Origin of the sequence: Streptomyces sp. cf386 (assembly GCF_900103585.1) — a bacterium.
Taxonomy (GTDB): domain Bacteria; phylum Actinomycetota; class Actinomycetes; order Streptomycetales; family Streptomycetaceae; genus Streptomyces.
The window spans coordinates 320,840-334,572 of sequence record NZ_FNHV01000005.1 but is presented as its reverse complement, the minus strand read 5'-3'; the positions used below and the strand labels follow the sequence as shown (position 1 = coordinate 334,572).

At 72.0% G+C, this 13,733-nt stretch carries 13 protein-coding genes; 5 read left to right on the top strand and 8 right to left on the bottom strand.

Translation table 11 applies throughout. The annotated features are described in order from the left end of the window. Nucleotides 1–47: 47 nt before the first annotated feature. From BLU79_RS15445 to BLU79_RS15435, 3 genes are all read right to left on the bottom strand, one after another. Nucleotides 48–635 carry an Rv1733c family protein gene (locus BLU79_RS15445; protein ID WP_093906311.1) on the bottom strand — a complete coding sequence of 196 codons (588 nt, stop codon included), beginning with the start codon at nt 633–635 and terminating at the stop codon, nt 48–50. A 98-nt stretch (nt 636–733) separates the two neighbouring features. Beyond that, nucleotides 734–1,522 carry a ferredoxin reductase gene (locus tag BLU79_RS15440; protein WP_256333318.1) on the bottom strand — a complete coding sequence of 263 codons (789 nt, stop codon included), beginning with the start codon at nt 1,520–1,522 and terminating at the stop codon, nt 734–736. Nucleotides 1,523–1,550: 28 nt separating this feature from the next. Then, a complete protein-coding gene (locus tag BLU79_RS15435) occupies nt 1,551–2,156 on the bottom strand; it encodes a sulfite oxidase-like oxidoreductase (protein WP_093906310.1) in 606 nt (201 codons plus the stop codon). 299 nt (nt 2,157–2,455) lie between these two features. Here BLU79_RS15435 and BLU79_RS15430 point away from each other — a divergent pair, with 299 nt between their 5' ends. Beyond that, nucleotides 2,456–3,322: a putative protein N(5)-glutamine methyltransferase gene (locus BLU79_RS15430; RefSeq protein WP_093906309.1), complete on the top strand. Its 867-nt coding sequence runs from the start codon at nt 2,456–2,458 to the stop codon at nt 3,320–3,322. Here the strand turns inward: BLU79_RS15430 and BLU79_RS15425 are convergent. Both BLU79_RS15425 and BLU79_RS15420 read right to left on the bottom strand, forming a co-directional pair. Continuing rightward, complete coding sequence (locus tag BLU79_RS15425; protein ID WP_093906308.1) at nt 3,287–4,036, bottom strand: hypothetical protein; 750 nt, start codon at nt 4,034–4,036, stop codon at nt 3,287–3,289. The genes BLU79_RS15430 and BLU79_RS15425 overlap by 36 nt on opposite strands. A gap of 146 nt (nt 4,037–4,182) precedes the next feature. Continuing rightward, the gene (locus BLU79_RS15420) at nt 4,183–6,264 is read right to left on the bottom strand and encodes a SpoIIE family protein phosphatase (RefSeq protein WP_093906307.1); all 2,082 of its coding nucleotides are present in this window, start codon (nt 6,262–6,264) and stop codon (nt 4,183–4,185) included. A gap of 269 nt (nt 6,265–6,533) precedes the next feature. Here BLU79_RS15420 and BLU79_RS15415 point away from each other — a divergent pair, with 269 nt between their 5' ends. Both BLU79_RS15415 and BLU79_RS15410 read left to right on the top strand, forming a co-directional pair. Next, nucleotides 6,534–7,406 (top strand): hypothetical protein, encoded by an 873-nt coding sequence (locus BLU79_RS15415; protein WP_093906306.1) that lies wholly within the window; start codon nt 6,534–6,536, stop codon nt 7,404–7,406. A gap of 123 nt (nt 7,407–7,529) precedes the next feature. Then, nucleotides 7,530–7,910 (top strand): hypothetical protein, encoded by a 381-nt coding sequence (locus BLU79_RS15410; protein WP_093906305.1) that lies wholly within the window; start codon nt 7,530–7,532, stop codon nt 7,908–7,910. Nucleotides 7,911–7,927: 17 nt separating this feature from the next. On the opposite strand, the gene BLU79_RS15405 is transcribed toward BLU79_RS15410, so the two are convergent. Next, nucleotides 7,928–9,085 (bottom strand): M20 family metallopeptidase, encoded by a 1,158-nt coding sequence (locus BLU79_RS15405; protein ID WP_093906304.1) that lies wholly within the window; start codon nt 9,083–9,085, stop codon nt 7,928–7,930. Nucleotides 9,086–9,243: 158 nt separating this feature from the next. On the opposite strand from BLU79_RS15405, the gene BLU79_RS15400 reads away from it, so the two are divergent. Beyond that, complete coding sequence (locus tag BLU79_RS15400) at nt 9,244–11,259, top strand: NADPH-dependent 2,4-dienoyl-CoA reductase (protein ID WP_093906303.1); 2,016 nt, start codon at nt 9,244–9,246, stop codon at nt 11,257–11,259. A 53-nt stretch (nt 11,260–11,312) separates the two neighbouring features. Continuing rightward, complete coding sequence (locus tag BLU79_RS15395; protein WP_093906302.1) at nt 11,313–11,885, top strand: PadR family transcriptional regulator; 573 nt, start codon at nt 11,313–11,315, stop codon at nt 11,883–11,885. Between the two features lie 40 nt (nt 11,886–11,925). Here BLU79_RS15395 and BLU79_RS15390 read toward each other — a convergent pair whose 3' ends face one another. Then, on the bottom strand, nt 11,926–12,465 hold the full coding sequence (locus tag BLU79_RS15390) for a hypothetical protein (protein WP_093906301.1): 540 nt from the start codon (nt 12,463–12,465) through the stop codon (nt 11,926–11,928). 167 nt (nt 12,466–12,632) lie between these two features. Further along, a complete protein-coding gene (locus BLU79_RS15385; RefSeq protein WP_093906300.1) occupies nt 12,633–13,607 on the bottom strand; it encodes a fibronectin type III domain-containing protein in 975 nt (324 codons plus the stop codon). Nucleotides 13,608–13,733: the final 126 nt, after the last annotated feature.

Here is a 13,733-nt window from a genome sequence, read left to right as displayed (position 1 = left end):
ACTCGGCCTGGGCGCGTCCGAGGGGCAGACCAGCAGCACGCCATGGCTCACGCCCGACGGCCCGTCCAGTCCGGCTCCGTGCGGGCCCACTCCCGCTCCCACTCCGCCAGGCGACGGCGCATTGCCGTGTGCCGTACGACGGCGTGGCCGAGGAGGATCACCGTGACCGCGCCGGCCGCCGCGCACACGCCGAGGGTGACCGTGTGCTGCCAGACCGCCGTGCCGTCCGGCGGCGGGGCCACGCTCCGGCCCCGATAGTCCAACCACACGTCGACCGTCTCACCGGCCCGTGTGCCGGCCGGCACAAGTGCGGTGGCCGTACGTAGACCGTTCCCGGGCTCCGTCCAGCGGACGGTCACCTCCGTGGACGGCTGCCGTCCGCCGTGCACAGTGGGCAGCGCGTCCGACGTCCCCCCGACCGCCTCGGCACGGAGGTGACGGCGGTCGGCGCGCTGCTCCCGGGCGGTGGTCCGGGCGTCGTCATGGGCCCACCAGCCCGCGACCACCCCGACCAGGGGCGCCACGACGACCAACAGGACGGCTACGGCCCGAAAGCTCCACGCCGCCACGACATCCGACCGGCGCCGCAGCGGATTCGGCCGCCTGCGCCAGCCACGTACCCGGCTTCGTCGCATGCCGTCCGGGTACCCCGCGCCCCGGACACCCTTCCTGACGATCCCGGACAGACTCACGTCCCCGTGCCCGGTCGCTGATCAGCCGAAGGGCTCGATGATCAGCCGAAGCGCTCGATCCGGATACGGTCCACCGGCTGACCTGCCGCCACGAGCAGCCGTGAGGCGTGCTCCGCGAATGCGTTGGAGCCGCACACATAGGCCTCCCACCCGCCGGGAGGCTGGTCGGCCAGGAGTGGCGCCACATGTGCGGCGGCCATACGTCCCACGGGCACACCTTCCGGCGCGCTCCGGGTGAACACAGGCGTCGTCTCCGAGCCGTACTCCCGCGCGTAGATCAGCTCCTCGGGGCTGCGTGCCGACACCAGCAGCCGCAGCGGCACGTCGAGCTCACGACCCCGGTGGTGCCGCACCATCGACATCAGCGGTACGACGCCGGAGCCGGCGCCGATCAGCAGCGCGGGGCGGTCGCCGGGCCAGGCGAAGAAGCCGCTGAGCGGGCCGCGTACCTCCACCATGTCACCGGGGGCGGCCAGCGTGTGGAACCAGCCGGACACCTCACCGCCCTCGACATGGTCGAGGGTCAGCTCGATGTGCCCGGGGTCGTCCGGCGCGGACGCGATCGAGTAGTGGCGCTGGGCCACATAGCCGTCCTCGGCGGTCAGCCGCAGCATCAGGTGCTGGCCGGGCAGATGGCCCGCCCACGCGGGCACCGCCAGGCGGAATGTGGCGGCGTGCGGGGTCTCCCGGCGGATCTCGGTGATCGTGGCGGTCTGCCACCGCGCGGCGGCCCGGTTGCTGACGGCGATCCGGCCGGGCACGGCGAACCGGGTCGCGGGAGTGAACGTTTCGGCTTCGGCCACCCCAGGCATGTCTGCCACCCCTGGCATGTCGGCCACCTCCGTCATGTCGGTTACCTCAGTCACCGGAGTACCGCTGTTCCTCCCAGGGGTTGCCCCGGGCGTGGTAGCCGTTCTGCTCCCAGAACCCCGGCTCGTCGTGGTCGAGGATCCGCAGGCCCGCGATCCATTTGGCGCTCTTCCAGAAGTACAGGTGCGGCACCAGCAGCCGCGCCGGGCCACCGTGCTCCGGAGTGAGCGGCTCCCCGTCGTACTCCCAGGCGATCCAGGCCCGCCCGCCGGTGAGGTCGGCGAGCGGCAGGTTCGTGGTGTACCCGGTGTGCGCGTAGGCGACGGCATGTGTGGCGGACCCATGGGGCCGGGCCAAATCGAGGAAGGCGTCCAGCGACACGCCCGCGAAGCGCACGCCGAACTTCGACCAGCTCGTCACACAGTGGATGTCGCCCTCGTACGCCGACACCGGCAGCTCGTGCGCTTCCTCCCAGCTCCAGGTGCGCGGCTCCTCGACGAGACCGTCGACACGGAAGGACCAGTCGGCGGGCGCGAGCTCGGGCGTGACCTCGGCGGAGAGGACGGGCCAGTCGTCGCCCGCGTCGTACTGGCCGGGGGGCAGTCCGGCGTTGTCGACGCGCGGGCGTCCGGTGAAGCCTCGGGTGACATTCATGGGGGTGGTGCCTCCAGGCCGACGTGGACGACGGCCCGCGGGTCGAGCGTGATCAGTAGTGGTTCATTCAACCGTACGCGTTCGGGCACCTTGCTCGATGCCCGGGGACCGTTCGTGATCGTTGGGGTAGTGTGGCCGTCCGGCCGGGGGAGTCCCGGCATGCGGAGCACGGGAGGTGAGACCCATTACCGCTGTGTCAGCTCGGGTGCTCTCACCTCGAATCGGTCGAACCGGCGCGGATCACCGCCAGTAGACGACCGCGAGAGCGCCCTTCGGCTTCCGAAAGGCTCTCGGCATCCATGCCCCCTCTGTCTTCTTCCTCGTCCTCGCCGTCGTCCCCGTCGCCGCTCTCGCGCGACGCCGTCGTGACCGCACTCCGCGCCGCCGGCTGTGTCTTCGCCGAGGACGAGGCCCGGTTGATCCTGGCCGCCGCCCGGACCCCGGACGAGCTGGCCGCCATGGTGGACCGCCGAGTCACCGGCCTGCCCCTCGAACTCGTCGTCGGCTGGGCCGAGTTCCGCGGCCTGCGCATCGAGGTGGAACCCGGCGTCTTCGTGCCCCGCCGCCGCACCGAGTTCCTGGTCGACCAGGCCCTCGCCCACGCCCCGGACGCATCCGTCGTGGTGGACCTGTGCTGCGGCTCGGGCGCGGTCGGCGCGGCACTGGCCGCCGCACTGGCCGATGCCGAGCTGCACGCCGCCGACATCGACCCGGCGGCGGTGCGCTGCGCCCGCCGTAACGTCGCCCCCTTTGGCGGGCGGGTCCACGCGGGCGATCTGTTCGAGGCGCTGCCCGGCGCCCTGCGCGGCCGTGTCGGCATCCTCGCGGCGAACGTGCCGTATGTCCCGTCCGCCGAGGTCGGCCTCCTGCCCGCGGAGGCACGCGACCACGAGCCGCGCGTCGCGCTGGACGGCGGCCCGGACGGGCTTGACGTTCTGCGCCGGGTAGCCACCGAGGCGCCCCGCTGGCTCGCGCCCGGCGGCTGTCTGCTGATCGAGACGAGCGAACACCAGGCGCCGACTGCCCTGGAGGCCTTCACCCGCAGCGGACTGTCGGCGCGTCTGATCGCCTCCGAGGAGCTGCACGCGACGGTCGTCGTCGGCCTCGACCGACCGGGCCGGAGGGCCGGGTCAGGTCGTGGTGCCGCTCTTCGAAGGGCTCTTTGAGGGGCCGGAGTCGTTCCCGTCCCAGTGGCGCGGCCCGGGGAGCTTGCCCCGCCAGTCACCCGGCCCCCGGTCCCGGTCCTTCCGCCACTCGTCCCAGTCGCCCGCGCGTACGCGCGAGGCCGTCCGGGTGTCGTCGTCGGACCGGGTGCCGACGACCAAGGCGTCCTCGCCCTTCTTGAGGTCAGCGGTGCCGGAGCCCTTGTCCCCGTCGTGGCGCACCGTCGTGTCCGAGCCGACGGTCCACGTCCACTCGGTGCCGTCCTCGCTCTTGACGGTGACCTGGTCGCCGTCCACCTTCTCGATGGTGCCGCGCTGCCAGATCCGTACGACCCACTCGTCGGTGTCGGGGTCCTTCACGGTGGCCTCACCGTGCACGCCGCCTCCGCCGAAGCCGAACCCCGGGCCGCCGTGCCCGTGCCGTTCGCGGGGCGTGTCAGGTGACGGCGAGGCCGCCCCGGAGGCAGCCGACGAGGTCCCGCTGCCGGAGCCCGACGAGGTCGCGGCGTAGGCGACGGTACCGCCGAGCGCCAGTACGGCGACCGTGGCCGCTGCCGTCACCGCCCGGGCACGGACGGACTGGCGCTGCCACAGCCCGCTCAGCGCCGCACCCCGGGTGTGCTCCCGCACCGGACCGCCCGGTCCCGTGAGGACTTCCGATGCGGTGCCGTCCGGCTCAGCGCCGGTGTGGTGTCCCTGATCCGGATCGTGTGTCACGGCTCGCTCCCATCGGTCACAGCCACCGGCATCCCCTGCCATGCCTTGCTGTGATTGTGGGTTGCGGGCGGTAAGGAACGAGTAATCAGTTCCTGTGAAAACGGGGCGCGGGTGCTCGTGGAAACCGCTAGTCGGCGCCGTACCTCTCAACTCGGCGGCAGCACACGGGCGATGAGCAGTGCCACGTCGTCGGAGTTGTCGGGCTGGTGCAGGGTGCGCAGGAGGAGGTCGCAGCACTCCTCCAGGGGGCGGTCGGGGTCGTCGAGGAGCTCCAGGAGCGCGTCGAGGCGCTCGTCGAGGGGGTGCTGCCGGGTCTCGACCAGCCCGTCCGTGTAGAACACCAGCTGGTCGCCGGGTTCGAGGTCGACGGTCGTCGTCGAGAAGGCGACACCGCCCACGCCCAGCGGTGCCCCGGTGGGCAGGTCGAGGAGCTCCGGGGGGTGGCCGTGGCGGACCCGGACGGGTGGCAGATGCCCCGCGTTGGCGATCCGGCACTGCCTCATGCGCGGGTCGTGGACGGCGTAGACGCAGGTGGCGATGGAGTGGTCGAGGCCCTCGGTGATCTTGTCGAGGTGTTCCAGGAGCCGGGTCGGTTCGAGGTCGAGGGAGGCCAGGGTGTGGGTCGCGGTGCGCAGTCGGCCCATGGTCGTGGCGGCGTCGATGCCGCTGCCCATCACGTCGCCGACGACGAGCGCGGTCTTGCCGCCCTCCAAGGGGATCACGTCGAACCAGTCGCCGCCGACCTCGGCGATGGCGCCCGCCGGCTGGTAGCGAGAGGCGACCTCCAGACCGCCGGTCACCGGCGGGTGGCTGGGCAGCAGACTGCGCTGGAGGGTCAGGGCGGTGTCGCGGGCGTTCTGGTACCAGCGTGCGTTGTCGATCTGCACGGCCGCGCGGGCCGCCAGCTCACGGGCGAGCAGCAGGTCGTCCTCGCTGAACGGCAGCGGATTGCGGGTGCGCTTGAGATCGAGGGCGCCGAGCACCTCGCCGCGCGCGATCAGCGGCACCGCCAGATAGGAGTGCACGCCCGCGCGCACCAGCTGCATGGCGGCCTCGGGGGAGCGGGCGATACGCGGGAGGTCCTCCTCCTCGACGTGGGCGACCATGACGGGGCTGCCGGTGCGCACGCACTCGGTGACCAGGCGGTCCGGGCCGTAGCGGGCGACCTGCCCGGGCGGGTCGGCGGCGTCCAGGGCCTCCGTGTCGTGCGCGGCCCGGACGGCCAGGGCCCGGATCACGGCCGACTCGGCGGGGCCGAGGGTGCTGCGTCTGCCCTCCATCACGGCGTCCAGCAGATCCACGGCCGCCACATCGGCGAGCTCCGGCACGGCGACATCCGCGAGTTCGCGTGCCGTGCGGTCCAGCTCCAGCGTGGTGCCGATCCGCGCGGAGGCGTCGGCGATCAGAGCCAGGCGCCGCCGTGCCGTCTCGGCCTCGACGGCGGCCTGATGCTGTTCGGTGATGTCCACCGCCATGCCCGCCACGCCGAGCACCGTCCCGGCCGTGTCCTCCAGCCGGTAGAGCGAGATGGACCAGACGTGCTCCAGGTCCGGATCGGCCTTGGTCCGGCCCATGATGCGCTGGTTGACGATCGGATCACCGGTCCGCAGCACCTCGCGCAAAGCCGCTTCGATGGCTTCGGCGGCGTCGGGATCGGGCAGCAGCTCACGTGGCGTAAGGCCGATGTGGTCCTCGGCGGCGACGCCGTTGAGCAGGGCCAGCGCCGGGTTGACGGAGACGTAGCGCAGCTCGGTGTCCAGGACGGCCAGCCCGACCGGAGCCTGGGCGATCGTCCGTGTCGACAGCGCCACGTCCCGCTCCACCTGGCGGACCGTCGACTGGTCGGCGCACAGGCCCAGCGCGTAGACGTCCCCCTGGTCGTCCAGCAGCCGCATGTTGCGGAACTCCACCAGCCGCGTGCTGCCGTCCTTGCGCCGGATCGGGAACGCCCCGGCCCAGCCCTGACCGGTCTCCATGACGTCGGCGAACAGCTTGACGACCAGGTCCAGGTACTGCTCGTGGACCATGATCCGGGCGGCGTACTCGCCCAGCGCCTCATGTGCCGGATAGCCGAACAGCTCCTCGGCCTGGGGGCTCCACAGCACGATGCGGCCCTCGATGTCCAGCACGACCGAGGCCACGCCGAGCACGTCGAGCAGCCCGCTCGGCCCTACCGGCCCGCGCACCGGCTCGTCGCCCTCGGCCACGGGACGTTCGGCTGCTGACATCCGCACCGCCTTCGCCCATCCTCCTCGCGGCACGCCGTTCCCCCGTGCCGACTCCCCTTGTTCTACCGCGTTCAACCGGATTCGGGCCCCCTTGGTCGTTCACCTCCACCATCCCTCAACACGACGGGGAACGTCCGCCGAAGCGGTCACGAGGCCACGTGACTGTGGCCGATCAGACAGCGCACGTTCGCCTCCTTGGTCTGTACATGACCACATCACCCCGCCAGACTGTCCGCCGACAAGCTCCCACCCCCCAAGGAGTCGCTCCCATGGCCCTGCGCGCCCGGCAACGTTGTCATGCCGTTCTCACCGGCCTCGTCGCCCTCGCCTCCGCCGCCGTGCTGACCACCGCGACGCCCGCGCAGGCCGCCGACACCTGGACGGAGGTGGGATCCGACCGTGCCGACCCGCTGACCGAGAGCCAGGGCCTGACCTCCGTCGAGGTCCCGGCGAACAGCGCCAACCGCTACACCGGCATCGGCACCATCCCGACCTCGGTCAGCAGCCGCGGCTGGAACCACGTGGGTGACCCCGACGCCTCCTACAACGGCTACTACGTCGAGCCGTACCAGGCGGATTCGGGCAGCGCGAAGATGTTCCGGGTGCAGGCGCCGGACGGGACCTGGTCGGAGTACGTCCACACGCTGGGCTCCGGGGAGGCGCTGAACAACTCCTTCGTCGCCATCACGCCCGGCGGCCAGTGGATGGTCTCGGGCGAGTGGGGCACCATGACCCGCCTCCTGGTCCACCCGACGCCCGGCGTCAACCCGGGCACGTCCCCCTCCGCGAACCTCCCCTGGACGTCCAGCATCCGCCTGGACCGCGCCGTACGCGACATCCAGGGCTGTGACTTCCTCGGCGCCACGACCCTGCTGTGCTCCTCCGACGACCCCGCGGGCACCCTCTTCGGCATGACCAAGCCGCTGCTCCAGATCGACCTCTCCGCCGAGCCGGGCAGCTCCGACGTGACCGGCCGTGTCACGGCACTGCGCCAGCTGCCGCTGCGCAGCTCCTGCTCGGGCGAGTTCGAGACCGAGGGCATCGACTACGACCGCCGTACCGGCACCCTGCGCGTGATCGTCGTCTCGCCGGGCTTCTGCGTGCTGACCGACAGCAAGACGTACCGGTTCACGCGGAGCTGAGGAACGGACGGGACGGGTTCCGCCGGTAGTGCTACGGCGCACCTGGTGCTTTTCTTGGGGTTGGGGTCCGGTTCCGCGGGCTACCCGTGGCACCGCGGCGCGGCCACGAGAGGAGCGATCACGATGGATCGTGAACGAATGCACGAGGAACCCGTCTCCGTCGAGATCAGCGGATGCAGCAAGGAGGACGCCCGGATCGTCTTCGACACGCTGTGCACGTGCTTCGAGTCCGACCGGGGCCCCGAGGACGTACCGCAGCAGCTCCATGAGACGCGCCCCATGGTGTGGCTCGGCACCTTCGAGGTCACGGACACGCACGAGTGCCCGCCGCCCGCGCGGCTCTCGTCGACCGTCGAGGCCGACGCGCAGGGCGGCTACTGGGCCATCGAACGGCTCCGTACGACGCTGGACTCCCTGTTCACGGTGCACGACCTCACCTCGGTCTCGGGCGACCAGGAGCGGGAGCTGCACGTGGTGCTGAAGAGCCGGCCCGGTGTCGCGTGACGAGAGCACCCGGCCGCTCATGACGAGCCGAGCAGACCGAGTACGGCACGCCGGTAGACGGCGTGGACGGCGGGCAGGTCCTTGAGGCAGGCCCTCTCGTCCACGCCGTGCAGCCCCTCGTACCGCACCCCGAAGCCCGCCGTGGCCGGGATGCCCTCGCCCGCCAGCAGGTTGCCGATGTTCGAGGGGCCGGCGGTCTTCGGCCGGACGGCCAGACCCTCCTGCGCGGCGGCCTCCAGCAGGGCGGCGGCGGGCTGTCGGCCCTCACCGAGCTGATACGGCGGCCAGGCGGCCACCGTGGTGATCGCGGTCGGCCGGGGCGCGGGAACCGCTGCGTCCAGCTCGCCCACCGCCGCACGGACCAGCCGCTCGGCGTCGCGGGCGTCGAAGTTCGGCGTCGTGCGGATGTCGACGCCCAGCTCGCACAGGCCGGGCACGACCGAGAAGCCCTGGCCGCCATGGCAGGAGGTCACCGTCAGCTTCGGTGGCAGGGGGAACTCGCCCTCGGCGTCAGGGAGTTCGGCCTCTTCCAGGAGCCGTACGAGATGGGCCGCGCGGGAGACGGCCCCCGGCGTCGTACGGCGCGACCCCGAGTGGCCCGAGGCAGCGTGCACCGCGATCGTGGCCCGCCACAGTCCCCGCCCGCCGACCACGACCTCGTCGAGCCCCGGGTAGCCGATCATCACCCCGGCCGGCCGGACCGCCTCCGGGTCGGCCAGGTAGGCGCGGGCACCCCCGAAGCCGCCCGTGTGTTCGTCGACGTCGAGCAGTACCGCGAGCCCGCCGCGCAGATCGCCCGCCCGGCCGTGCAGCTCGGCCGCGATGCCGCAGAACATCGCCGCGGCGAGCTTGGAGTCCGCCGCGCCCCTGCCGCACAGCCAGCCGTCGACGACCTCGCCGGAGTCGGGGGCGAACGACCACGCGGCCTCGTCACCGTAGGGCGCGGTGTCGACGCAGGCGTCCAGGGCCCACCAGGGGCCGGGCCGGCCACCCGCGACCTCGATCAGCAGGCCGACGGCGCCCGTGTCGCCGTGGAGGCGGTGATACGGCAGCCCGCGCCCGGCGAGCCAGTCCTCCAGGACCCCCAGGACGGGGCCGTAGTCGTCGATGCCGGCGCGGCTGGGGAGGCGGATCAGTCGCTGGGCGAGGTCGATCACGTCGGCTTGTGGGGTCATGGGGTCACTGTGCCCGAAGGCGGTCTGTGCCGGTGGTCGTGGCGAGGCGGCCGGTGTCAGTGGCCGGTGTCACCCCTCCCTGGTTGTGCAACTAGTTGCATAAAGGCTCCGCGGTCCTCTACAACTACGTCAGGCACGACACCGCACGGAGGGGCCCGATGAGCCGTTACCCGCACCTGCTGAGCCCGCTCGACCTGGGCTTCACCACGCTGCCCAACCGCGTCCTGATGGGCTCCATGCACGTCGGCCTGGAGGAGGCCGAGCGCGGCTTCGAGCGCATGGCGGCCTTCTACGCGGAGCGGGCGCGCGGGGGAGTGGGCCTGATCGTCACCGGTGGCATCGCGCCCAACGACGAGGGGCGCCCGTACGAGGGCGGCGCCAAGCTCACCACCGACGCCGAGGCCGAGCAGCACCGGGTCATCACCGAGGCCGTGCACCGTGAGGGCGGCCGGATCGCCATGCAGATCCTGCACTTCGGCCGGTACGCCTACCACCAGGATCTCGTCGCGCCGAGCCCGCTCCAGGCGCCGATCAGCCCGTTCCCGCCGCGCGAGCTCACCGACGCAGACGTCGAGCGGACCATCGACGACTACGCCCGCGCCGCCCGTCTCGCCCGGCAGGCCGGCTACGACGGCGTGGAGATCATGGGCTCCGAGGGCTACCTCATCAACGAGTTCATCGCCACGCAGACCAACCAGCGCACCGACCGCTGGGGCGGCTCGTACGAGAACCGCATGCGCTTCCCGGTCGAGATCGTCCGGCGCGTGCGCGAGGCCGTCGGCGAGGACTTCATCATCGTCTACCGGCTGTCCATGCTGGACCTCGTCCCGGGCGGCTCCACGCTCGACGAGGTGATCACGCTCGCCAAGGCCGTCGAGGCCGCCGGGGCGACGATCATCAACACCGGTATCGGCTGGCACGAGGCGCGCATCCCGACCATCGCCACCTCGGTGCCGCGCGGCGCGTACACCTGGGTCACGAAGCGGCTGATGGGCGAGGTGTCGGTGCCGCTCGTCACCACCAACCGCATCAACACCCCCGAGCTGGCCGAGGAGTTGCTGGCGGACGGCTGCGCGGACATGGTCTCGATGGCCCGCCCGATGCTCGCCGACCCTGACTTCGTCGCCAAGGCCGCAGCGGGCAAGCCTGAGGCCATCAACACCTGCATCGGCTGCAACCAGGCCTGCCTCGACCACACCTTCAGCGGCAAGATCACGTCCTGCCTGGTCAACCCGCGCGCCTGCCACGAGACCGAGCTGACCCTGTCCCCGACCCGGCTGCGCAAGCGCGTCGCGGTCGTCGGCGCGGGACCGGCGGGGCTCGCCTGTGCCGTGAGCGCGGCCGAACGCGGCCACGAGGTCACGCTGTTCGACGCCGCGAGCGAGATCGGCGGCCAGCTGAACGTCGCCCGGAAGGTCCCCGGCAAGCAGGAGTTCGACGAGACGCTGCGCTACTTCCGCCACCAACTCGACTGGCAGGGCGTGGACATACGGCTGAACACCTGGGTGTCGGCGGAGGACCTCGCCGACTACGACGAGGTCGTGGTCGCCACCGGCGTCACCCCGCGCACCCCCGACATCCCAGGCGTCGACCACCCGAGCGTCGTCGGCTACCTCGACGTGCTGCGCGACGGCGCCCCTGTTGGCGAGCGCGTCGCCGTCCTCGGTGCGGGTGGCATCGGCTTCGACGTCGCCGAGTTCCTCACCGACGGCGGCGACAAGGCGAGCGAGGACCCTCAGACGTACTTCCGCCAGTGGGGCGTGGACATGGACTACACGGCCCCCGGCGGCCTCGCTGCCCCCGAGCGCCCCGCCCCGCCCCGCACGGTCCACCTGCTCCAGCGCAAGACCACCAAGGTCGGCGCGGGCCTCGGCAAGACCACCGGCTGGATCCACCGCACCGAGCTCAAGCACCGGGGCGTCACCATGGTCCCGGGCGTGCGCTACGACCGTATCGACGACGCCGGACTGCACGTCACCGTCGGCGAGGAGAGCACGGTCCTCACGGTCGACACGATCGTGCTGTGCACCGGGCAGGAGCCGCGTCGCGACCTGTACGAGGCGCTGCTCGCCGCGGGCGCCAGCGCGCACCTCATCGGCGGTGCGGACGTGGCGGCCGAACTGGACGCCAAGCGCGCCATCAAGCAGGGCACGGAGCTGGCGGCGAGCCTGTAGGGGCGAGTGGGCGCATGCGTAGGACGACCTCCTCGCGTCCCTAGGATGAGTCCATGTCACTCCCGCACGCGATCCTCACCGCCCTGGTCGAAAGGCCGTCCTCGGGGCTGGAGCTGACCCGCCGGTTCGACAAGTCGATCGGCTACTTCTGGTCGGCGACGCACCAGCAGATCTATCGCGAGCTGGGAAAACTGGAGACCGAGGGGTTCATCCGCACGCTGCCCAGCGACCAGCCGGCCCGCGGGCAGAAGAAGAGCTACGAGGTCCTGCCGGCGGGCCGCGCCGAACTGGCCCGCTGGACCTCCGCGTCCCAGGACCCGCGGCCGCACCGCGACTCCCTGCTGCTGCGGATGCGTGCCGCGGCCGTCGTGGGGACCGGCGGTATCGAAGCCGATCTGCGCCGCCATCTCGACCTGCACCGGCGGCAGTTGGCCGAGTACGAGGAGATCGAGAAGCGCGACTTCCCGCCCGGCAAGGACAGTTCCCAGGACCGGCTGCGGCACCTGGTGCTGCGGGCCGGCATCGACCTGGAGACCTTCTGGACGCAGTGGCTCACGCACGCCCTGGAGGAGTTCGCCGAACTGCCGGGGCGCGAAGCGGAACTGCCGGGGCACGAAAGGGCGTGACGCGGGGCCCGTGGAACGGGCAGGGCTTTTGCCCTCGGCCTCAGAGCCGGTACGGCTTCGACTTGCGGCGCAGGAACCAGGCCGTGGCCAGGCCGCCCGCGACCACCAGGACCCCGCCGCCGACCAGCGTCAGGGTGCCGTAGTCCGTCGAGGAACCGCCCATGCCGCCCATGACGCCGCGCGACGGGGAGGCCGTGGCGGAGATCGTGCGGGTGGGGGTGGCGCCCGAGACGATGACCGACTGGGTGCCCGCCGTCACGCCGTTGGAGCACACGACGATGACGGTGTAGGTGCCCGCGCTCACGGTCGACCAGGCCGCCGACTGCAGCGCGGACGTCCCGGACAGGGAGACCTGGCGCCCTTGGGCGAAGTTCGCCTGCCTGCTGTTCAGCAGCGAGGTGGTGCCCCAGCTGCCGTTGACGTTGGTGCACGCGCTGGTCGTGACGGAGACCGTGGACCCGGTGGTGCTCACGGAGATCCCCGAGACCGCGGCGGCCGGAGCGGCGACTGCGGCGAGGGGAAGGACGGAGGCGGCTGCCAAGGTCAGGCCCGAGCGGAGGAGTAGCGATGAGTTGCGCATGGGGTTCCCTCCGGCGGCACGGTCGGCGGTACATCCCTGGCGCCGCCGAGGGTCGGGAACGCCCGTGCTGCCTCAGGGGCAGCCAACGCGCCCCCGGTCCCGACCGCATGCGGGCCGCCTCCGGTCAGGTGACGGACTGCTGCATTCGGGGGACTCCGGACCTGGCCTCAGCCCTGCGCGCCGGTCGTCACCCTCCGCTCCGCCGAGAAGCCGCCCCAGGTGCCGTCCGGCAGCCTGCCCCGGATCCGTACCCGGTGACCGGCTCCCTTCTCCGGGCCCAGGTAGAAGCTGTACGTGGCCGTCTCGCGCGGCGCGTTCCCGCCGTACACCAGCGAGGTGGCCGTACGGCCGTCGAGCTGCACCTGGTACTCCGCGACCACGCCGTCCGCGCGCGGTGGTACCCAGCTCAGGTCGAGGTAGTACGCCCCGTCCTCACGATGGGTCGTCGCGCGGAAGTCGGTCGGTGCGGTACCGCGCCCGTCGTCGGTGCCGGGCGTGGTGACGCGGACCGTCGCCGTGGCGGGGGAGAGGTTGTCGGCCGCGTCCCGGGCGCGGACGGTGAAGGAATAGTGGGTGCCGGGCCGAAGACCGGTGACCACGGTCGCCGTCTGGTTCCCGCCCACACTGTGGATCTTCGCACCGCCCTGATGGATGTCGTACGACACCACATCCCGGTCGTCCGTGGCCTGCGACCATGACAGCTGAACCGCGCGGCTGCCGACCGCCCGACCATGGACCTTCCCCGGACGGGTCGGGGCGGAGCGGTCGGCGGCCACGGCTTCGGGAGTCCTCGCCCGGACCTCCTTGCTCGGCGGACCGAGCCGTCCGTCGGTGTCGCGGGCCCGCACGGTGAAGGCATACGCAGTGGACGGCTTGAGCATGGTGACGTCCACCATGTGTGCGGAACCCGGCACTTCCTTGACCTTCGTGGGGCCCCGATACACCTCGTAGACGCGGACGCCGCGGTCCGCGGAGACGGCGTTCCACATGACGTGCACGCTGGTCGCGCTTCCGGCGGCGGCCGTGACGCCCGTGGGCGCCCCGGGCGGTCGGCCGCCGTCCTCGTTAGCCCCGCCCCAGGCGCAGGACGAGAGCAACGCGACCGCGCAGAAGGTCGAAAGGGGAACGGGAACACGTCGCACGACACTGCCTCCCGGGAGCGGCCTCACGGCAATGGTCCGGACCAATATGACGCCGCTGACGCGATCACATCAAGAGGGCGGTCGTTGGTGACCCGCCCCGGGAGTTACGTATGCTGAAGTTCCTCG